Source organism: Streptomyces sp. NPDC098101, from assembly GCF_044760185.1.
In the GTDB taxonomy this organism is placed as follows: Bacteria; Actinomycetota; Actinomycetes; order Streptomycetales; family Streptomycetaceae; genus Streptomyces.
Genome location: NZ_JBIWAS010000008.1, coordinates 25,442 through 48,930, shown reverse-complemented (window position 1 = coordinate 48,930; position 23,489 = coordinate 25,442). Strand labels below are relative to the sequence as shown.

Here is a 23,489-nt window from a genome sequence, read left to right as displayed (position 1 = left end):
TACCGTGCGCGGCACCGTTAAATCGGTGCCGCGCCTTTGTCGTGCCCGCAGGACAAAGACCTGTAGGGGATTGTTAGGGGCTCACAAGGGGGTGCCGTCCGGCTACGGTGCAACGTAAGGAAGCAGTATTGGGTGCAAATTCAGAATGCCGTTGATTACTTAGTGGTGAGGTCGAGTGATGAGTGACACTGCATTCGTCGTGAATGGCGACTCGGACGACTCCGTCGATGTCGAGGTCGATCAGAATGACGCGATCGCAGTGGTCGGGATGGCCTGCCGCTTCCCGCAGGCCCCGACGCCGGGATCCCTCTGGGAACTCCTCCGCAGCGGAGCACACGCGATCACCGGGGTCCCCGAGGACCGCTGGGCCGGCGACACGCAGGGCGCCTTCCTCGACCGGATCGACCGGTTCGACCCCGGCTTCTTCGGCATCTCCCCGCGCGAGGCCTCCTTCATGGACCCGCAGCAGCGGCTCATGCTCGAACTCGCCTGGGAGGTCCTCGAAGACGCGGGCACCGTACCCGCCGACATCGAGGGCAGCCGGCTCGGCGTCTTCATCGGCACCATCTGGGACGACTACGCCAAGCTCGTCTACCGCGACGGCGTCGACGGCACCACCCAGCACACCACCACGGGCATCCACCGCAGCATCATCGCCAACCGGATCTCGTACTTCCTGGGCACCAGCGGCCCCAGCCTCATCGTCGACTCCGGCCAGTCCTCGTCCCTCGTCGCCGTCCACCTCGCCTGCGAGAGCCTGCGGACCGGCGAGGCCGACGCCGCGATCGTCGGCGGCGTCAACCTCAGCATCCTCGCCGAGACGACCGAACTCTCCGCCCGCTGGGGCGGCCTGTCGCCCGACGGCCGCTGCTACACCTTCGACAGCCGGGCCAACGGATACGTCCGGGGCGAGGGCGGCGGCGCCGTGCTCCTCAAGCCCCTGGCGCGCGCCCTCGCCGACGGCGACGACGTCTACTGCGTGATCCGCGGCAGCGCCGTCAACAACGGCAGCGACAGCAGCCTGACCACGCCCAGCGGGAACGCCCAGGAGGACGTCCTCCGCCGCGCCTACGCGCGCGCCGGCCTCGCCCCGCAGGACGTGCAGTACGTCGAACTCCACGGCACCGGCACGAAGGTCGGCGACCCCGTCGAGGCCGCCGCCCTGGGCGCGGTCCTGGGCGGCGGACACCGCGACGCCGGACAGCCCCTGCTGGTCGGCTCCGTCAAGACGAACATCGGGCACCTGGAGGGCGCGGCGGGCATCGCCGGGTTCATCAAGGCGGCCCTCGCCGTCAAGCACCGCGAGATCCCGGCCAGCCTCAACTTCGAGACCCCGAACCCCGACATCCCCCTCGACGAACTGAACCTGCGCGTCCAGCGCGACCTCACCCCGTGGCCCCACCCGGACCGCCCCCTGGTGGCGGGCGTCAGCTCGTTCGGCATGGGCGGGACGAACGCGCATGTGGTGCTGGAGCAGGCGCCGGAGAGCGTGGCCGTACTGGAGGAGGGTGTGGCTCCGGCGGTGGTGCCGTGGGTGGTGTCCGGGCGTACGGAGGGTGCGCTGCGGGATCAGATCGAGCGAGTGCGTACCTTCGCGGCTGGTACCGATGCTCGCCCCGTGGATGTGGGTGCGTCGCTGGTCTTGTCGCGGTCGGTGTTTGAGCACCGGGCGGTGATCGTCGGGGACGAGACCGTGGAGGGTGTGGCTGGTTCTGGTCGGGTGGGCGTGATGTTCACCGGTCAGGGTGCTCAGCGGGCCGGTATGGGCAAGGAGCTGTACGAAGCCTTCCCCGCCTTCGCTACGGCTTTCGACGAGGTCCTGTCGCACTTGGACGGCGATCTCCAGGAGGTCGTCTTCACCGGTGAGGGCCTGGACGAGACCGGGAACACGCAGCCGGCCCTCTTCGCGCTCGAAGTCGCTCTCTACCGTCTGATCGAGTCCTGGGGTGTGAAGCCCGAGGTCCTGACCGGGCACTCGATCGGTGAGATCACCGCCGCGCACGTGGCCGGGGTGTTGTCTCTGGAGGACGCTTCCAAGCTGGTGTCGGCCCGTGGTCGTCTGATGCAGGCCCTGCCTTCGGGCGGCGCGATGGTGGCTGTGCAGGCGTCGGAGGAGACGGTTCTGCCGTTGCTGGCTGGGCGTGAGGCCGAAGCCGGTATCGCGGCCGTGAATGGCCCCGAGTCCGTCGTCATCGCGGGTGTCGAGGCGGTCGTGTTGGAGATCGCCCGGTCCTTGGGTGTGAAGTTCAAGCAGCTCACGGTGAGCCACGCGTTCCACTCGCCTCTGATGGAGCCGATGCTGGAGGACTTCCGCGCGGTGGTGGCGGGGTTGTCGTTCAGTACGCCTCGTATCCCGATCGTCTCCACCGTCACCGGCCAGGTGGCCACGGCCGAGGAACTCCAGTCGGTCGAGTACTGGGTCGAGCACGTCCGCCGTCCGGTCCGTTTCGCCGACGCGATCCGCACCGTCGAGGCCCAGGGGGTGGAGAACCTCCTCGAACTCGGCCCGGATGCCGTTCTGTCGGCCCTGGCCAACGGCATCCCCGCCCTCCGTAAGGGCCGTCCCGAACCGCAGCAACTCGTCACCGCCCTCGCGCGCCTCTTCGTGAACGGCGTGGCCGTGGACTGGAAGGCGTACTACGAGGGTTCCGGCGCCCGTCGCGTCGACCTGCCCACGTACGCCTTCCAGCGGGAGCGCTACTGGATCGACGACGCCCCGGCCGCGCCGCAGGCCGCCGTCGCTGTGACCGCGCTCGCGCAGCGGCTCCACGGGCTGGGCGACGACGAGCGGGTGCGCGTGGTGGGCGAGCTCGTCGCCGCGCACGTCGCCGCCGTGCTCGGTGACGCGGGTGCCGTGGAGATGCGGCGGCCGTTCAAGGACCTGGGGTTCGACTCCTTCATGGCGGTCGAGCTCCGCAACAGCCTCGCGAGCGCGACGGGCCTGCGGTTCTCTTCCGGGCTGCTCTTCGACTACCCGACCCCGCACGCCCTGGCCGAACACGTCCTCGCGGAGGCGGACGGTACGGCCCCCGAGCAGGCCGGCGCCGGTCTCGTCCCGGCGGCCTACGCGGCCGACGAGCCGATCGCGATCGTCGGCATGGGCTGCCGCTTCCCCGGCGGCGTCGGCTCGCCCGAGGAGCTGTGGCGGCTGGTCGCCGGCGGCGCCGACGTGGTCTCCGGCTTCCCGGACGACCGAGGCTGGGACCTGGAGGCGCTCTACAGCGCCGACCCGGAGCGGTCGGGTACGACGTACGCCCGTGAGGGCGGCTTCCTGCACGACGCGGGACTGTTCGACGCGGGCTTCTTCGGGATCTCGCCGCGCGAGGCCCTGGGCATGGACCCGCAGCAGCGGCTCCTCCTGGAGACGGCCTGGGAGACCTTCGAGCGCGCGGGCATCACCCCGGAGGACGTACGGGGAAGCCAGACCGGCGTCTTCGTGGGCGCGACCGTCCAGGACTACGGACCCCGTATGCACGACGCCCCCGACGGCGTCGAGGGCCACCTGCTCACCGGCGGGACGCCCAGCATCATGTCGGGCCGCATCGCCTACTCCTTCGGGCTGCTGGGCCCGGCCATGACGGTCGACACGGCGTGCTCGTCGTCGCTCGTCGCCCTGCACCTGGCCGCGCAGGCGCTGCGCTCCGGCGAGTGTTCGATGGCCCTCGCGGGCGGCGTGGCAGTGATGTCGACGCCGGGCATGTTCCTGGAGTTCAGCCGCCAGCGCGGTCTGGCGGCGGACGGCCGCTGCAAGGCGTTCTCGGCGGACGCGGACGGTACCGGCTGGGCCGAGGGCGTCGGTCTGCTCCTCGTGGAGCGCCTGTCGGACGCGCGGCGCAACGGCCACCAGGTCCTCGCCGTCCTGCGCGGCTCGGCCGTCAACCAGGACGGCGCCTCCAACGGCCTGACCGCCCCCAACGGGCCTTCCCAGCAGCGGGTCATCCGCCAGGCGCTGGCCGGTGCCCGTCTGACGGCGGCGGACGTGGACGTGGTCGAGGCGCACGGCACGGGTACGCGCCTCGGCGACCCGATCGAGGCGGACGCCCTGCTCGCCACGTACGGGCAGGAGCACAGCACCGAACAGCCGCTCTGGCTCGGTTCCTTGAAGTCCAACATCGGTCACACCCAGGCGGCCGCCGGTGTCGGCGGTGTCATCAAGATGGTCATGGCGATGCGTCACGGGATCGTGCCGGCCACCCTGCACGCCGACGAGCCGTCCCCGTTGATCGACTGGTCGGCGGGCGCGATGGAACTCGTCACCGAACAGCGCTCCTGGCCCGAGACGGGCCGCGCCCGCCGCGCCGCCGTCTCCTCCTTCGGCATCAGCGGGACGAACGCGCATGTGGTGCTGGAGCAGGCGCCGGAGGTCCCGGTTGTGCCGGGGGAGGGTGTTGCTCCGGTGGTGGTGCCGTGGGTGGTGTCCGGTCGTACGGAGGGTGCGCTGCGGGACCAGATCGATCGGGTCCGTGCGTACGTTGCCGGGGCGGGTGTCCGTCCGGTGGATGTGGGTGCGTCGCTCGTGTCGTCGCGGTCGGTGTTCGAGCACCGGGCGGTGATCGTCGGGGACGAGACCGTGGAGGGTGTGGCCGGTTCTGGCCGGGTGGGCGTGATGTTCACCGGTCAGGGTGCTCAGCGGGCCGGTATGGGGAGGGAGTTGTACGAGTCCTTCCCTGCTTTCGCGGTGGCCTTCGATGAGGTTCTGTCGTACCTGGACGGCGGCCTGCGGGAGATCGTCTTCACCGGGGAGGGTCTGGACGAGACGGGCAACACGCAGCCGGCCCTCTTCGCGCTCGAAGTCGCTCTCTACCGTCTGATCGAGTCCTGGGGTGTGAAGCCCGAGGTCCTGACCGGACACTCCATTGGCGAGATTGCCGCCGCGCATGTGGCCGGAGTGCTGTCTCTGGAGGACGCCTGCACGCTGGTGTCGGCCCGTGGTCGTCTGATGCAGGCGCTTCCGGCCGGTGGTGCGATGGTGGCTGTCCAGGCGTCGGAGGAGGCGGTTCTGCCGTTGCTGGCCGGTCGTGAGGCCGAAGCCGGTATCGCGGCCGTGAACGGTCCCGAGTCCGTCGTCATCGCCGGTGTCGAGGCCGTCGTCTTGGAGATCGCCCAGACGCTGGGGGTGAAGTTCAAGCAGCTCACCGTGAGCCACGCGTTCCACTCGCCGCTGATGGACCCGATGCTGGACGACTTCCGCGCCGTGGTGGCCGGGCTCTCGTTCAACGAGCCCCGTATCCCGATCGTCTCCACCGTTACGGGTCAGGTCGCCACGGCCGAGGAACTCCAGTCGGTCGACTACTGGGTCGAGCACGTCCGCCGCCCGGTCCGTTTCGCCGACGCTCTCCAGACCGTCGAAGCCCAGGGCGTCGACAACCTCCTCGAACTCGGCCCCGACGGCGTCCTGTCGGCCCTGGCCAACGGCATCCCCGCCCTCCGCAAGGGCCGCCCCGAACCGCAGCAGCTCGTCACCGCCCTCGCGCGCCTCTTCGTCAACGGCGCGGCCGTCGACTGGAAGACGTACTACCAAGGCTCCGGCGCCCGCCCCGTCGACCTCCCCACCTACGCCTTCCAGCGGGAGCACTTCTGGCTGTCGAGCGGTGCGGGTGCGGCCGATGTCGCGGCCGCCGGGCTGGCTTCGGCCGAGCATCCGCTCCTGGGGGCGGCCGTCGAGCTGGCCGGGGGAGACGGGGTGGTCCTCACGGGCCGGCTGTCGCTGCGGACGCATCCGTGGCTGGCGGATCACGCGGTGTTCGGGACCGTCCTGCTGCCGGGTACGGCGTTCGTGGAGCTGGCGACGCAGGCCGGTGACCGGGTCGGCTGCGACACGGTCGAGGAGCTGACGCTCGCCGCGCCGCTCGTGCTTCCCGAGCACGGGGCCGTCCAGTTCCAGGTCACGGTCACCGGACGTGAGTTCGCCGTCTACGCGCGCCCCGAGGGCGAGGACCGGGCCTGGACCCGGCACGCCACCGGCACACTGACCGACGGTGGCGTCCCCGCCGCCGGAGACCTGGCCGCGTGGCCCCCGGCGGAGGCGGCCGAGGTCGAACTCGCCGACGTCTACGGGAACCTGGACGCGCAGGGGTACGGCTACGGCCCGGCCTTCCAGGGGCTGCGCCGGGTGTGGCGGCGCGACGGCGAGCTGTTCGCCGAGATCGCCCTCGGCGACGAGCAGCACGCCGACGCGGGCCGCTTCGCCCTCCACCCCGCCCTGCTCGACGCGGCGCTCCACCCGCTGCTGCGCGGGGTCGTCGACGGCGACCGCCCCACCGCCCTGCCGTTCGCCTGGTCCGGCGTGACCGTGCACGCCACCGGCGCGGCCGGGCTGCGCGTGCGCCTCACCTGGACCGGACCCGACACCGTGGCGCTCGACGTCGCCGACGACACGGGCGCGCCCGTGGTCACCGTGCGCGAGCTGCTGTGGCGCGAGGCGTCCGCCGAGGCGCTGCGCGGTGCGACGGCCGTGCGCCACGAGTCGCTCTACGAGGTGACCTGGACCCCGACGGCCGCGCCTGCGGCCGCTTCGGCGCCCGGCGACTGGGCCGTCATCGGTCCGGACCCGGTCCCGGGCCTGCCCGGCGGGGCCGCCGTCCACGACGACCTCGCGGCCCTCGTCCGCACCCTCGACGCGGGCGGCCCCGTCCCCTCCTTCGTCCTGGCCCCCCTCGGGGCGTCCGGCACCGGCACCACCGCTTCCGGCGACGTGCCGGGGCGGGCGCGGGCGCTGACGCTGCGCGCGCTGGAGCTCGTACAGGACTGGCTGGCCGACGAGCGGTTCGAGGCGTCGACCCTGGCCGTGCTGACGCGCGGCGCCGTCGCCCACGGAGGGGGCGGTGCGGACGACCCCGCGCCGGCCGCCGTCTGGGGGCTGCTGCGCTCGGCGCAGACCGAGAACCCCGGCCGTTTCGTCCTCGTCGACCTGGACGGCACGGAGGAGTCCGGCGCGGCGCTTCCCGCCGTGCCCGGCAGCGGCGAGGCGCAGCTGGCCGTACGGGACGGGGAGCTGTACGCCCCGCGTCTGACGCGGGCGGCGGCGACCGCGTCCGAGGAGCCGGCCTCCTCGCCCTTCTCCGCGAGGCCCGGGGGAACGGTGCTGGTCACCGGCGGTACGGGAGGCCTCGGCGCCCTGCTGGCCCGGCACCTCGTCACCGAGCACGGCGTACGGCGTCTGCTGCTCGTCAGCCGTCGCGGCGCGCAGGCGCCCGGCGCGGAGGAGACGGCCGCCGAGCTGACCGGGCTCGGCGCCCACGTGACCCTCGCCGCCTGCGACGTCGCCGACCGCGACGCCCTCGCCGGCCTGCTCGCGGGGATCCCCGGCGAGCACCCGCTGACCGGCGTCGTGCACACGGCCGGTGTCCTCGACGACGGCGTCGCGCACAGCCTCACGGCCGACCAGGTCGACCGCGTGCTGCGGCCCAAGGTCGACGCGGCCTGGCACCTGCACGAGCTCACGGCCGGCCTCGACCTGTCCGCGTTCGTCCTCTACTCGTCCATCTCGGGCCTCATCGGCGCGGCGGGCCAGGGCAACTACGCCGCCGCCAACACCTTCCTCGACGCCCTCGCCCACCACCGGCGCGCCCGAGGCCTGAACGCCGTCGCGCTCGCCTGGGGCCTGTGGGCGCAGGGCGGCGGCATGGCCGACACGCTCGACGCGGGCGACATGGCCCGCATGGCCCGCGCCGGTGTCGCCCCGCTGGAGCGCGCCGACGGCCTGGCCCTCTTCGACCTGTCCGTCGCGGAGCCCGCCTCCGCGCTGCTCGTCCCGATGAACCTGGACGCCGCGCAGCTGCGCGCCCAGGCCGAGCGCGACGAGGTCCACCCGCTGCTACGGGGCCTCGCCCCCCGTACCGACCGCCGCACCCGTGGTGCTGCGGCCCGCGGGTCCGCCGCCACCGCGTCGCTGCGGCAGCGGCTGGCCGGCCTCGGCACGGCCGACCGGTCGCGGGTGCTGGCCGAGGTGGTCGGCGCCCAGGTGGCCGCCGTCCTCGGTCACGGCGACCGGGCGGCGGTGAACCCGGAGCGGGCGTTCAAGGAGCTCGGCTTCGACTCGCTGACCTCCGTGGAGCTCCGCAACCGCCTCAACGCCGCCACCGGGCTGCGCCTGTCGAGCACCCTGGTCTTCGACTACCCGACGCCCGGGGCCCTGATCGAGCACCTCGCCGAGGAGCTGTCCGGCGAGGACGCGGGCAGCGCCCCGGCCGCCGCGACCGGCGTCTCCGGCACGGCCGCCGACGAGCCGCTCGCGATCGTCGGCATGGCCTGCCGCTTCCCCGGCGGCGTCGCCTCGCCCGAGGACCTGTGGCGGCTCGTCGCCGAGGGCACGGACGCGATATCCGGCCTCCCGGAGAACCGGGGCTGGGCGGACGACCTGTACGACCCCGACCCGGAGCGCCCCGGCAAGACGTACGTCCGCGAGGGCGGCTTCCTGCACGACGCGGGCCTCTTCGACCCCGGCTTCTTCGGGATCTCGCCGCGCGAGGCGCTCAGCATGGACCCGCAGCAGCGGCTCCTCCTGGAGACCGCGTGGGAGACCTTCGAGCGTTCCGGGATCGACCCGGCCACCCTCAAGGGCAGCCAGACCGGCGTGTTCACCGGCGTGATGTACCACGACTACGCGCCCAGGGTGGAGCAGATGCCGCAGGAGCTGGAGGGCATCCTGCTCACCGGCAACACCGGCAGCGTCATCTCCGGCCGCCTGTCCTACACCTTCGGTCTGACCGGTCCGGCCGTCACCGTCGACACGGCGTGCTCGTCGTCGCTCGTCGCCCTGCACCTGGCCGCGCAGGCGCTGCGCTCCGGCGAGTGCGACATGGCGCTCGCGGGCGGCGTGACCGTCATGTCGACGCCGGGGACCTTCGTGGAGTTCAGCCGGCAGCGGGGCCTGGCCCCCGACGGCCGGTCGAAGTCCTTCTCCGCCGGCGCGGACGGCACGGGCTGGGCGGAGGGCGTCGGCCTGCTGCTCGTGGAGCGCCTGTCGGACGCGCGGCGCAACGGCCACCAAGTCCTGGCGGTCGTCCGGGGGTCGGCCGTCAACCAGGACGGCGCGTCCAACGGTCTGACCGCCCCCAACGGTCCCTCCCAGCAGCGGGTCATCCGCCAGGCCCTCGCCAACGCCCGGCTCACCCCGGCCGACGTGGACGCCGTCGAGGCGCACGGCACGGGCACGCGTCTCGGTGACCCGATCGAGGCGGAGGCACTGCTCGCCACGTACGGGCAGGACCGGCCGGAAGAACAGCCGCTGTGGCTCGGTTCGCTGAAGTCCAACATCGGTCACACGCAGGCCGCCGCCGGTGTCGGTGGTGTCATCAAGATGGTCATGGCGATGCGCCACGGCGTCCTGCCCAGGACCCTGCACGTCGACGAGCCGTCCCCGATGATCGACTGGGAGTCGGGCGCCGTCGAGCTGCTGACCGAGGAGCGCGCCTGGCCCGACGCGGGCCGCGCCCGCCGCGCCGCCGTCTCCTCCTTCGGCATCAGCGGGACGAACGCGCACGTCATCCTGGAGCAGGCGCCGGGCGACCGCACCGCCACGGGCGGCGCCACCACCGGCACCGCGCCCACCACCGGCACCGCTGACAACGGTCCCGTGCCCACCACCAGCACCACCAACAACGGGTCCGCGCCCGCCACCGGCACCACCGACAACGGTCCCGCGCCCACCGCCGTCGTCCCCTGGATCCTCTCCGCCCGTGGCGAGGACGCCCTGCGCGGCCAGGCCGGCCGGCTGGCCGCCTTCGCCCGTACGGAGACCGACGGCGCCGCCCCCCGGCCGGACGACGTCGGCCTGTCCCTCGTCGCCACCCGCCCCTCGCACGAGCACCGCGCCGTCGTCCTCGGCACCGGCCGCGAGCACCTGCTCGCCGCCGTGGAGGCGCTCGCCGCGGGCGAGGACGCGCCCGGCGTGATCCGGGGCGCGGCGACCGCCGTCCACGACCGGACCGTGTTCGTCTTCCCCGGCCAGGGCTCCCAGTGGATCGGCATGGCCACCGAACTCCTCGACGCCTCGCCGGTGTTCGCCGAGACGATCCACGCCTGCGCGGACGCCCTCGCCCCCCACACCGACTGGTCGCTCCTCGACGTCCTGCGCGAAGATCCCGCCGACCCGGCGGGATCCTCCCTGGAACGCGTCGACGTCGTCCAGCCGGCGCTGTTCGCCGTCATGGTGGCGCTCGCCGCCGTCTGGCGCTCGTACGGAGTCGAACCGGCCGCCGTCGTCGGCCACTCCCAGGGCGAGATCGCCGCCGCCTGCGTCGCCGGGGTCCTCTCCCTCGACGACGCGGCCCGCATCGTCGCCCTGCGCAGCCGCGCGCTCCTCGCGATCGCCGGCCGGGGCGGCATGATGTCCGTGCCGCTGCCCCGCGAGCACACCGCCGAGCGGCTCGCCGCATGGGGCGAGCGCCTGTCCGTCGCCGCCGTCAACGGCCCCTCCTCCACCGTCGTGTCGGGCGACACGGAAGCCCTCGACGAGCTGTACGCGTCCCTCGTCGCGGACGACGTCAAGGCCCGCCGCATCCCCGTCGACTACGCCTCGCACTCGGCGCACGTCGAGCGCATCGAGGACGAACTCGCGGAGCTCCTCGCCCCCGTGCGCCCCCGCCCCGCCCGGGTACCGTTCTTCTCCACGGTCACCGCAGACTGGGCCGACGGCGCCGCCATGGGCGGCGGCTACTGGTACCGCAACCTCCGGCAGACCGTGCGCCTGGAGGACGCCGTCCGCGCCCTCATCGGCGAGGGCCACGACGTCTTCCTGGAGATGAGCCCGCACCCCGTGCTCGCCGTCGGCATCGAGGAGACCGTCGAGGCCACCGGCGCCGACGCCCTCTTCACCGGCTCCCTGCGGCGCGGCCGGGGCGGCCTCGACCAGCTCCTCGCCGCCCTGGCCGCGGCCCACGTCCACGGCGTCCCCGTCGACTGGTCCCGCCACTTCGACGGCACCGGCGCCCGGGCCGTCGACCTGCCCACGTACGCCTTCCAGCACGAGCACTTCTGGCTGGTCACCGAGGCGGCGACGGGCGACGTGACCTCGGCGGGACTGACCACGCCCGGGCACCCGCTGCTCGGCGCGGCCGTCGAACTCGCCGACGGCGAGGGCCTGGTGCTCACCGGCCGGATCTCCCTGCGCACCCACCCCTGGCTCGCCGACCACACCGTCTTCGACACCGTCCTGCTGCCCGGCACCGCGTTCGTCGAACTCGCCACCCAGGCCGGCGACCGGGTCGGCTGCGACCGCGTCGAGGAACTGACCCTCTCCGCGCCGCTCGTCCTGACCGGGCGCGGCGCCGTCCGGCTCCAGCTGACCGTCGCCGCCGCCGACGCCGACGGGCGGCGCGCGCTGAGCGTCCACTCCCGCCCCGAGGGCGAGGACCGGCCGTGGACGCGGCACGCCACCGCCGTGCTCGCCACCGGCCCCGAGGCCGCTCCGGCCGAGGGCCTCACCGCGTGGCCGCCCGCCGGGGCCACCGAGGCCGACCTCACCGGCGGCTACGACCGCCTCGCCGAGCAGGGCTTCGGCTACGGCCCGCTCTTCCAGGGCCTGCGCCGCCTGTGGCAGCGCGGCGACGAGGTGTACGCCGAGGTCGCCCTCGCCGACGAACTGGCCGCCGACGCAGGGCAGTACGCCCTGCACCCCGCGCTCCTCGACACCGCGCTGCACCTGCTGCTGCCCGGCCTCACCGAGGGCGAGCGCGAGGCCGGTCTGCCCTTCGCCTGGTCCGACGTCACCGTCCACGCCACCGGCGCGTCCGTGCTGCGCGTACGGGCCGTGTTCGACGGCCCCGACAGCGCCTCCTTCACCCTCGCCGACGGCACGGGAGCCCCCGTCGCCACCGTCGGCGCGCTGACCCTGCGGCCCGTCTCGCCCGACGCCCTGCGCGGCGCCGACACCCCCCGGGACGACGCCCTGTTCGTACTGGACTGGACCCCCCTGCCCGTCACCCCGCCCGTCACCCGCGACGGCGACGCCGGGGGAGACGGCAACGGGGGAGACGAGCCGTACGACGCCACCGGCTGGGTCCTCGTCGGCCCCGCCGGCCACCGACTCACCGGGGCGACCGGCGCCACGGTCCTCCCGGACCTGACCGCGCTGGCCGACTCGGTGACCGGAGGCGCCCCGGCTCCCGCGGTCGTCCTGCTGCCCCTCCGGGGCGGCGGTGTCGATGCCCACACCGCGGGAGCCGCGGCGCACCGGACCCTCGACACCGTGCGCGCCTGGCTCGCCGACGACCGGTTCGCCGACACCCGCTTGGCCGTCGTCGTCCACGGCGCCGCCGCCGTCCTCTCCGGCGAACCGGTCACCGACCCGGCCGCCGCCACCCTCTGGGGACTGCTGCGGTCGGCCCAGACGGAGAACCCCGACCGCTTCCTCCTGCTCGACACCGACGACACCGATATCCCGGCGCGCGCCCTGCACGCCGCGATCGGGGCCGGCGAACCCCAGCTGGCGCTGCGCTCCGGCGCGCCGTACGCCCCCCGCCTCGTCCGCCCGGCCACCGCCGGAGCCCCGCTGACCGTCCCCGACGTCCCCGAATGGCGGGTCGTCGCCCCCACCAAGGGCACTCTGCAGAACCTCGCCGTCGCCCCCTGCCCCGACGTCGCCGCACCCCTGCGGAACGGCGAGGTGCGGGTCGCGCTGCGCGCCGCGGGCCTCAACTTCCGGGACGTGCTGGTCGCCCTCGGCCTCGTCCCGGAGAACGGCGCGCAGATGGGCCGCGAAGGCGCCGGCGTGATCACCGAGGTCGGCCCCGGCGTCACCGACCTGGAGGTCGGCGACCGGGTCATGGGCCTGTTCGACGGCGCGTTCGCCTCCGTCGCCGTCGGCGACCGGCGGCTGATCGCCCGGATGCCCGAGGGCTGGACCTTCGCCCAGGCCGCCTCCGTCCCCGTCGTGTTCCTCACCGCCTACTACGGCCTGGTCGACCTCGGCCGGGTGCGCGCGGGCGAATCGGTCCTCGTCCACGCCGCCGCCGGCGGCGTCGGCATCGCCGCCGTCCAGCTCGCCCGCCACCTCGGCGCCGACGTCTACGGCACCGCGAGCCCCGGCAAGTGGGACACCCTGCGCGCCCTGGGCCTGGACGACGACCACATCGCCTCCTCCCGCACCCTCGACTTCGAGGACCGGTTCCGCGCCACCAGCGGCGGCCGGGGCGTCGACGTCGTCCTCAACTCCCTGGCGGCCGAGTTCATCGACGCCTCCCTGCGGCTCATGCCGGGCGGCGGCCGGTTCCTCGAAATGGGCAAGACCGACATCCGCGACGCCGGCCGGCTCGCCGCCGACCACCCCGGCGTGGACTACACGGTCTACGACCTCACCGTCCTCGCCCGCACCGAACCGGACGCCGAAGGCGGCATCCCGGACCGGGTCCAGGAGATGCTGGTGGAGATCCTGGTCCTGTTCGAGAAGGGCGTCTTCCAGCCCCTCCCCGTCACCGCCTGGGACGTCCGCCGCGCCCCGGAGGCGTTCCGCTTCCTCCAGCAGGGCCGCAACGTGGGCAAGGTCGTCCTGACGATCCCCGCCCGCCCCGCGCCCGGCGGCACCGTCCTCGTCACCGGCGCCACCGGCGGCCTCGGCACCCTCGCCGCCCGCCACCTCGTCACCGAGTACGGCGTGCGCCACCTGCTCCTGACCAGCCGGCGCGGCCCCGCCGCCCCCGGCGCCCGGGAACTGGAGGCCGAACTCACCGCCCTCGGCGCCCGCGTCACCCTCGCCGCCTGCGACGTCGCCGACCGCGACGCCCTCGCCGACCTGCTCGCCGGAATCCCCGCCGAGCACCCCCTGACCGGCGTCGTGCACACGGCCGGCGTCCTCGACGACGGCGTCATCGCCGCCATGACACCCGCACAACTCGACCACGTCATGCGGCCCAAGGCCGACGCCGCCTGGCACCTGCACGAACTGACCGCCGACCTCGACCTGACCATGTTCGTCCTGTACTCCTCCGTCGGCGGCCTCATGGGCGCCGGAGGCCAGGGCAACTACGCCGCCGCCAATGCCTATCTCGACGCCCTCGCCCAGCACCGCCGCCACCGAGGCCTGCCCGCCGTCTCCCTCGCCTGGGGCCTGTGGGCCGAGGCCAGCGGCATGACCGGCCACCTGGACGAGACCGACCTGCGGCGCATGGCACGCGGCGGACTGATCGCCCTGGAATCGGCCCGGGGAATGCGCCTGTTCGACGCCGCCCAGGACCTCGGCGAGGCCGTCGTCACCGCCACCGGACTGGACACGGCCGCACTCGCCCGCCAGAGCGGCGGCACGCCGCCGCTCTTCCGGAACCTGGTGCGCACCGCCCCCCGGCGGGCCGTCGCGAGCGGCGCCGCGGAGAGCACCGACACCCTGGAGCAGCGGCTCGCCGTCCTGTCGGACGAGGAGCGCGACAAGCTGCTCGTCGACCTCGTCCGCACCCAGGCGGCGACCGTCCTCGGCCACACCGGCCCGGAGACGGTGCAGAGCGACCGCGCGTTCAAAGCCCTCGGCTTCGACTCGCTGACCTCCGTGGAACTGCGGAACCGGCTCAACGCCGCCACGGGCCTGCGGCTCCCCACCGCCCTCGTCTTCGACTATCCGACACCGGTCGAACTCGCCGGACACCTCAAGGAGCAGTTCGCCTTGGACACCGCCGTCCCGGTGACCGGCTCCGGCGCCCGCGCCGCGCTCCAGGACCTCGACAAGGTCAGGAACGCGCTCGGCACGCTCTCCGGGGACGACGACACCACCCGCGCCGAGATCCGCGGCCGGCTCACCGAACTGCTGGCACTGCTCGGCACCGACGGCACCGGGGGAGCCGGTGGCGCCGGGGGCGACGACGAGGAGGCCGACGCCCTGGACGACGCCTCCGACGACGAACTCTTCGCCCTCATCGACGGAGGCCTGGAGTGACGACGACGACACGCCCCGGCACCGGACTCGCCCACCGCACGACCCCGCGACTTCCCGAGAGGCTGAACCAGAGTGGCTGAGGAACAGAAACTCCGCGACTACCTCAAGCGTGCCATCAACGACGCCCGCGAAGCGCACCGCCGACTCCGTGAGGCCGAGGAGAAGGAACACGAGCCGATCGCCATCGTCGGCATGGGCTGCCGCTTCCCCGGCGGCGTCGGCTCCCCCGAGGACCTGTGGCGGCTCGTCGCCGACGGCACGGACGCGGTCGGCCCCTTCCCCGAGGGCCGCGGCTGGCCCGAGGACCTGTACGACGCCGACCCGGAACGCTCCGGCAAGAGCTACACCCGCGCCGGCGGGTTCCTGTCGGGAGCCGGACACTTCGACGCGCCCTTCTTCGAGGTGTCGCCGCGCGAAGCCCTCGCGATGGACCCCCAGCAGCGCCTGCTCCTGGAGGTCGCCTGGGAGACCGTCGAACGCGCCGGCCTCGACCCGCTGTCGCTGCGCGGCAGCCGGACCGGCGTCTTCGTCGGCGCCACCGGCCAGGACTACGGCCCCCGGATGCAGGACGCCCCGCCGAGCGTCGAGGGCCTCGTCCTCACCGGCAGCACCTCCAGCATCATGTCCGGCCGCGTCGCCTACCACCTGGGCCTGACCGGCCCCGCCGTCACCCTCGACACGGCCTGCTCGTCCTCGCTCGTCGCCCTCCACCTCGCGGCCCGCGCCCTGCGGGCGGGGGAGTGCTCGATGGCCCTCGCCGGCGGCATCATGATCATGTCGACGCCGGGCACCTTCATCGAGTTCAGCCGCCAGCGCGGCCTCTCCGCCGACGGCCGCTGCAAGTCCTTCTCCGCCGACGCGGACGGCACGGGCTGGGGCGAGGGCGTCGGTCTGCTCCTCGTGGAGCGCCTGTCGGACGCGCGGCGCAACGGTCACCAGGTTCTCGCGGTCCTGCGCGGCTCGGCCGTCAACCAGGACGGCGCGTCCAACGGCCTCACCGCCCCCAACGGCCGCGCCCAGCAGGCCGTCATCCGCCAGGCCCTCGCCGGAGCCCGCCTCGCCCCCGCGGACGTGGACGTGGTCGAGGCGCACGGCACGGGCACGCGCCTGGGCGACCCGATCGAGGCGGAGGCCCTGCTCGCCACGTACGGACGCGAACGCGGTGACCAGGAACCACTGTGGCTCGGCTCCGTCAAGTCCAACATCGGCCACACGCAGCACGCGGCCGGCGTCGCGGGCGTCATCAAGATGGTCGAGGCCATGCGCCACGGCGTCGTCCCCGCCACCCTGCACGCCGACGAGCCGTCCCCGATGATCGACTGGTCGGCGGGCGCGGTGGAACTCCTCACGGAGGCGCGCCCCTGGCCGGACGCGGACCGCCCGCGCCGGGCGGCGGTGTCGTCGTTCGGGGTGAGCGGGACGAATGCGCATGTGGTGCTGGAGCAGGCGCCGGAGTCCGAGGCTGTGCCAGGGGAGGGCGTTGCCCCGGTGGTGGTGCCGTGGGTGGTGTCCGGGCGTACGGAGGGTGCGCTGCGGGACCAGGTGGAGCGGGTCCGTGCGTACGCCGCCGGGGCGGGTGTCCGTCCGGTGGATGTGGGTGCGTCGCTCGTTTCGTCGCGGTCGGTGTTCGAGCACCGGGCGGTCGTCATCGGGGACGAGACCGTGGAGGGCGTGGCCGGTTCTGGTCGGGTGGGCGTGATGTTCACCGGTCAGGGGGCTCAGCGGGCCGGGATGGGCAAGGAGCTGTACGAGTCCTTCCCTGCTTTCGCGGCGGCCTTTGACGAGGTCCTGTCGCACCTGGAGGAAGGCCTTCGCGAGATCATCTTCTCGGGTGAGGGTCTGGACGAGACCGGGAACACGCAGCCGGCGCTCTTCGCTCTCGAAGTCGCTCTCTATCGTCTGATCGAGTCCTGGGGCGTCAAGCCCGAGGTACTGACCGGGCATTCCATCGGTGAGATCGCTGCCGCCCATGTGGCCGGGGTGTTGTCTCTGGAGGACGCTTCCAAGCTGGTGTCGGCCCGTGGCCGTCTGATGCAGGCCCTGCCTTCGGGCGGCGCGATGGTGGCTGTGCAGGCGTCGGAGGAGACGGTTCTGCCGTTGCTGGCCGGTCGCGAGTCCGAAGCCGGTATCGCGGCCGTCAATGGCCCCGAGTCCGTCGTCATCGCCGGTGTCGAGGCCGATGTCCTGGAGATCGCGCAGTCCCTGGGCGTGAAGTTCAAGCAGCTCACGGTCAGCCATGCTTTCCACTCGCCGCTGATGGAGCCGATGTTGGACGATTTCCGTGCCGTGGTGGCGGGGTTGTCGTTCAGTGCTCCTCGTATCCCGATCGTCTCCACCGTCACCGGCCGGACGGCCACGGCCGAGGAGCTTCAGTCGGTCGAGTACTGGGTGGAGCACGTCCGCCGTCCGGTCCGTTTCGCCGACGCGGTCCGGACGATTGAGGCCCAGGGCGTCGACAACCTCCTCGAACTCGGCCCCGACGCCGTCCTGTCCGTCCTGGCCGGAGGCGTCCCCGCCCTCCGCAGGGACCGTCCCGAACCGCAGCAGCTCGTCACCGCCCTCGCGCGCCTCTTCGTCAACGGCGCCTCCGTCGACTGGAAGGCGTACTACGAAGGCTCCGGCGCCCACCTCGTCGACCTCCCCACCTACGCCTTCCAGCACGAGAACTACTGGCTGGAGCCCACCTCCTCCGGGACGTACGTCGCTCCGGTCGTCGAGCACCGCACCGCCCCCAAGGGCGGCGCCGCCGAGCTGGTCGAGGAGTTGGCCGGGCTCGGTGACGCCGAGCAGGACCAGCGGCTGCTGAGGCTCGTGCGCGAACAGCTGGCGGGCGTCCTCGGCTACGCCGACCCCGACGCCTTCGGGGCCGCTCAGGTCTTCACCGAACTGGGCCTGACCTCCATGACGGCCGTCGAACTGCGCAACCGCCTCAGCGCGGCGACCGGGCTGCGCATCCCCGCCACGGTCGGTTTCGACCACCCGACGCCGCAGGCCGTCGTCGCGTACCTGAAGTCCGAACTGCTCGGCTCCGACACCGTACGGCGGACCTTCGCCGCCACCCGTACGAGCGACGAGCCGATCGCCATCGTCGGCATGGCCTGCCGCTACCCCGGCGGGGCCGCGTCGCCGGAGGACCTGTGGCGGCTCGTCGCCGACGGCGTCGACGCCGTCGGACCGCTGCCCACCGGCCGAGGCTGGGACGAGGACCTGTACGACCCCGACCCCGACCGCTCCGGCAAGAGCTACACCCGCGAGGGCGGCTTCCTCTATGAAGCCGACCGGTTCGACGCCGGTTTCTTCGGGATCTCGCCGCGCGAGGCCCTGGGCATGGACCCGCAGCAGCGGCTCCTCCTGGAGACGGCCTGGGAGGCGTTCGAGCGCGCCGGCATCGACCCGGAGACGGTGCGCGGCGACCAGGTCGGCGTCTTCGCCGGCGGCAACGGCGCCGACTACGCGACGATGATGACCCGCGCGCCCGAGGGCGTCGACGGCTACCTCATGACGGGCAACGCCGCCAGCGTCGTCGCCGGCCGCATCGCGTACGCCTTCGGTCTCGAAGGCCCGGCCATGACGGTCGACACCGCGTGCTCGTCGTCGCTCGTCGCCCTGCACCTGGCCGCGCAGGCGCTGCGCTCCGGCGAGTGCTCGATGGCCCTCGTCGGCGGCGTGACCGTCATGTCGACGCCCGGAACCTTCATCGAGTTCAGCAGGCAGCGCGGGCTCGCTCCCGACGGCCGGTGCAAGGCGTTCTCGGCGGACGCCGACGGTACGGGCTGGGCCGAGGGCGTCGGCATGTTGCTCGTCGAACCGCTCTCCCAGGCCCGTCGCAACGGCCACGAGGTCCTGGCGGTCGTCCGGGGCACGGCGGTCAACCAGGACGGCGCGTCCAACGGCCTCACGGCCCCCAACGGCCCCTCCCAGCAGCGGGTCATCCGCCAGGCCCTCGCCAACGCCCGGCTCACCCCGGCCGACATCGACGCCGTCGAGGCACACGGCACGGGCACGCGTCTGGGCGACCCGATCGAGGCGGAGGCGCTGCTCGCCACGTACGGCCAGGAACGCGGTGACCAGGGGCCGCTGTGGCTCGGCTCCCTGAAGTCGAACATCGGCCACGCACAGGCGGCGGCCGGTGTCGGCGGCGTCATCAAGATGGTCCAGGCGATGCGCCACGGCGTCCTGCCGAAGACCCTGCACGTCGAGGAGCCTTCGCCCCTGATCGACTGGTCGGCGGGCGAGATCGAGCTGTTGACGGAAGCGCGCGCGTGGCCGGAGACCGGCCGCCCGCGCCGCGCGGCGGTGTCCTCCTTCGGCGCCAGCGGGACGAACGCGCATGTGGTGCTGGAGCAGGCGCCGGAGGCCGAGGCCGTACTGGAGGAGGGCGCGGCTCCTGCGGTGGTGCCGTGGGTGATCTCCGGACGTACGGCTGGTGCACTGCGGGGTCAGATCGAGCGGGTCCGTGCGTACGCCGCTGGGACGGATGCCCGCCCGGTGGACGTGGGTGCGTCGCTGGTGTCGTCGCGGTCGGTGTTCGAGCACCGGGCGGTGGTCGTCGGGGACGAGACCGTGGAGGGTGCGGCCGGGTCGGGTCGTGTGGGCGTGATGTTCACGGGCCAGGGCGCTCAGCGCGCCGGTATGGGAAGGGAGTTGTACGAGTCCTTCCCCGCCTTCACGAAAGCCTTTGACGAGGTTCTGTCGTACCTGGATGAAGATCTCCGGGAGGTCGTTTTCTCGGGTGAGGGTCTGGACGAGACCAGGAACACGCAGCCGGCCCTCTTTGCCCTGGAGGTTGCTCTCTACCGGTTGGTGGAGTCCTGGGGGGTGAAGCCGGAGGTGCTGACCGGGCACTCGATCGGTGAGATCGCCGCTGCGCATGTGGCCGGGGTTCTGTCCCTGGAGGACGCTTCCAAGCTGGTGTCGGCCCGTGGCCGTCTGATGCAGGCCCTGCCTTCGGGTGGCGCGATGGTGGCTGTGCAGGCGTCGGAGGTGACGGTTCTGCCGTTGCTGGCTGGGCGTGAGGCCGAAGCCGGTATCGCTGCCGTGAATGGCCCCGAGTCGGTGGTCATCGCGGGCGTTGAGGCGGTCGTGCTGGAGATCGCGCAGTCCTTGGGTGTGAAGTTCAAGCAGCTCACCGTCAGCCACGCGTTCCACTCGCCTCTGATGGACCCGATGCTGGACGACTTCCGTGCCGTGGTGGCCGGGTTGTCGTTCAGTGCTCCTCGTATCCCGATCGTCTCCACCGTCACCGGCCGGACAGCCACGGCCGAAGAACTCCAGTCGGTCGACTACTGGGTGGAGCACGTCCGCCGCCCGGTGCGTTTTGCCGACGCCCTCCAGACCGTCGAGGCCCAGGGCGTCGACAACCTCCTCGAACTCGGCCCCGACGGCGTCCTGTCCGCTCTGGCCAACGGCATCCCGGCTCTCCGCAAGGGACGTCCCGAGCCCCAGCAGCTTGTCACCGCCCTCGCGCGCCTCTTCGTCAACGGCGTGCCGGTTGACTGGAAGGCGTACTACGAGGGGTCCGGCGCCCGCCGTCTCGATCTCCCCACCTACGCCTTCCAGCGGGATTCGTACTGGCTCGTCCCCGTGGCCGACACGGCGGACGTGGCGTCGGCCGGGCTGGCGACGGCCGGGCATCCGCTGCTCGGGGCCGTCGTCGAACTCGCGGACGGAGAGGGCCTGGTGCTCACCGGGCGGCTCTCCCTCGCCACCCATCCCTGGCTGGCCGATCACGCCGTCGCCGGCACCGTGCTCCTGCCCGGTACCGCCTTCGTCGAGATGGCCGTCCAGGCCGGTGACCGGGTCGGCTGCGACCGGATCGAGGAGCTGACGCTCGCCGCGCCGCTCGTCCTCCCCGAGCGCGGCGCCGTACAGCTCCAGATCACCGTCGGCGCGGCCGACGACTCCGGGCGCCGCACCCTCGCGGTCCACGCGCGGCCCGAGGGCGACGACGGGACCGACGAGGCATGGGTCCGGCACGCCTCCGGCGTGCTGACGGCGGCGTCCGCGTCCGCGCCCGCCGACCTGGCGGCCTGGCCGCCGGCCGGGGCCGTCGAGGTGGACGTCGAGGGCGCCTACGAGCGCCTCGTGGAGCAGGGCTACGACTACGGGCCCGCGTTCCAGGGCCTGCGGCGCGCTTGGCGGCGGGACGGCGAGGTGTACGCCGAGGTCGTCCTGCCCGAGGAGCAGCACGCGGACGCCGGCCGCTTCACCCTGCACCCGGCACTGCTCGACGCGACCCTGCACGCCGTGATGCTCAAGGCCCTGGAGGACGCGTCCGATCCCGCCCTGCCGTTCTCCTGGGGCGGTGTCACCGTGCACGCCACCGGCGCGGCCGAGCTGCGCGTACGGTTCGTGTCGACCGGGCCGGACACCGTGTCGCTGGTGATCGCGGACGCGGCCGGCAAGCCCGTCGCGGAGGCGGACTCCCTGCTGTGGCGCACGGTGTCGGCCGACGCGCTCACCACCGCCCGCACGACCTACCACGACGCGCTGTTCCAGGTCGACTGGACGAAGGTCCCCGGCGGGCGGGCCCCGGCCCCGGGCCACACCGACGACTGGGTCCTGCTCGGCGACGCGACCGCATCGACCCTCCCCGGAGGCACGGGGGACGGCTTCCGGCGGTACGCGGACGTCGCCGCGCTGCTCGACGCGGTGGACGGGGGCCGCGCGGCCGTCCCGCCCGTGGCCCTCGTGTCCCTGGCGCCGAGCGGGAACGGCGACGTCCCCGGGGCCGTACGGGACGCGACGTACCGCGCGCTGGAACTGGCGCAGGCGTGGCTCGCGGACGGGCGGCTGGAGGACTCCACGCTCGTCGTGACCGCCCGTGGCGCCGAGAGCGGCGACCTCGCCCTCGCCTCCGCCTGGGCACTGCTGCGCTCCGCGCAGACCGAGAACCCCGGCAGGATCGTCCTGCTCGACCTCCAGGAAAGCGCGGAGGGCGCGGAGGGTGCGCAGACCACGGAGACGCGCGCCGCCCTGCTGGCCGCGCCGGTGGCCGGAGAGCCCCGGCTGGCCGTACGGGACGGAGAGCTGTACGCCCCGAGGCTCGCCCGCATGGCCGTCGCGCCCGTCGCGCCCGGCGCGTCCGCCGCGTCCGCCGCGGAGGAGCGGGAGCCGGTCTTCGACGGCGACGGCACGGTGCTGGTCACCGGCGCGACCGGCGTGCTCGGCGCGCTGCTCGCCCGCCACCTGGTCACCGCCCACGGCGTACGGCACCTGCTGCTCACCAGCCGGCGCGGCGAACGGGCCCCCGGCGCGGCCGAGCTGGTCGCCGAGCTGACCGCGCTCGGCGCGGCCGACGTGCGCGTCGCCGCCTGCGACGCCGCCGACCGGCCGGGCCTGGAGGCCCTGCTCGCGTCCATCCCGCCCGCGCACCCCCTGCGGGGCGTGGTCCACACGGCGGGCGTCGCCGACGACGGCGTCATCGGCTCGCTCACCCCCGAGCGGGTCGACGGCGTCCTGCGGCCCAAGGTCGACGGCGCGTGGAACCTGCACGAGCTGACCGAGGACCTGCCGCTCACGGCGTTCGTGCTCTTCTCGTCCGCGGCCGCCGTGTTCGGCGCCCCCGGCCAGGGCAACTACGCCGCCGCCAACGCCTTCCTGGACGCCCTGGCCGAACACCGCCGGAGCGCGGGCCTCCCCGCGACGGCGCTGTCCTGGGGCCTGTGGGCCGAGGCCAGCGGCATCACCGGCCACCTGGGCGAGGCCGACCTCCAGCGCATGACCCGCGCCGGCCTCCTGCCCATCACGGCCGACGACGGCCTGTCCCTCTTCAGCACCGCGCTCTCCGCCGAGAACCGCACCAGGACCGCCTGGATGCTGCCCCTCCGGCTGGACGTCAAGGCGCTGCGGGCCCAGGGCGACGCGCTGCCCGCCGTCCTGCGCGGCCTGGTCCGCCTCGCTCCCCGCAGGGGGACGGCGAGCGGCACCGGCGCCGGTGGCGCCGACGGGCAGGGGCGGTCGGCCCTGGCCCAGCGGCTGGCCGGTCTGGCCGAGGCAGAGCAGGGCGTGCTGCTGCGGGACCTGGTGTGCGCGCAGGTCGCCACCGTGCTCGGTCACGCCGGACAGGACACGGTCGACCCCGAGCGGGCGTTCAAGGAACTCGGCTTCGATTCCCTGACGGCCGTCGACCTGCGCAACCGGCTCAACACCGAGACCGGAATGCGCCTGCCGGCCACGCTCATCTTCGACTATCCGACACCGCAGGCGCTCGCCGAACACCTGCGGACGGAACTCGTCGACTCCGGCGTGTCTCCCGAACGGCTCGTACTGGAAAGGATCGAGGCCCTGGAGGCGGCGCTGACCGGAGCGGAGCTGGACGACATCGCCCGTGGTCAGACCAGGGTCAGGCTGCAAGCCCTGATGTCCGCCTGGGACGCCGGGGACCGCACGGCGGGAGCGGCGGAAAGCGCCGCCGTCGCGGAAGAGCTGGAATCGGCATCGGCCGAGGAACTGTACGAATTCGTCGGCAAGGAATTCGGAATCACCTTCGACTAGCACGATCGGTGCGAGGGGTGCGACCGGTGCGGTGAATGAGGCCGGTGCGTCGGAGTAAAAAGCCAACTTGCTGACAGGAATGGGTGGGGAACGTCGCATGTCGAACGATGAAAAGCTCCTCGGTGTATTC

At 73.5% G+C, this 23,489-nt stretch carries 1 protein-coding gene and 1 pseudogene; both read left to right on the top strand.

All coding sequences use genetic code 11. The features are described 5' to 3' along the window. The first annotated feature begins 178 nt into the window (after positions 1 to 178). Complete coding sequence (locus ACIQVI_RS29295; RefSeq protein ID WP_403601268.1) at positions 179 to 14,863, top strand: SDR family NAD(P)-dependent oxidoreductase; 14,685 nt, start codon at positions 179 to 181, stop codon at positions 14,861 to 14,863. Positions 14,864 to 15,034: 171 nt separating this feature from the next. Next, positions 15,035 to 23,359 (top strand): annotated as a pseudogene (locus ACIQVI_RS29290) (type I polyketide synthase); the annotation flags it as partial. Positions 23,360 to 23,489: the final 130 nt, after the last annotated feature.

Excerpts from the sequence above, each read along its gene's own strand:
- ACIQVI_RS29295 (WP_403601268.1), top strand. The coding sequence starts at position 179 with ATGAGTGACACTGCATTCGTCGTGAATGGCGACTCGGACGACTCCGTC.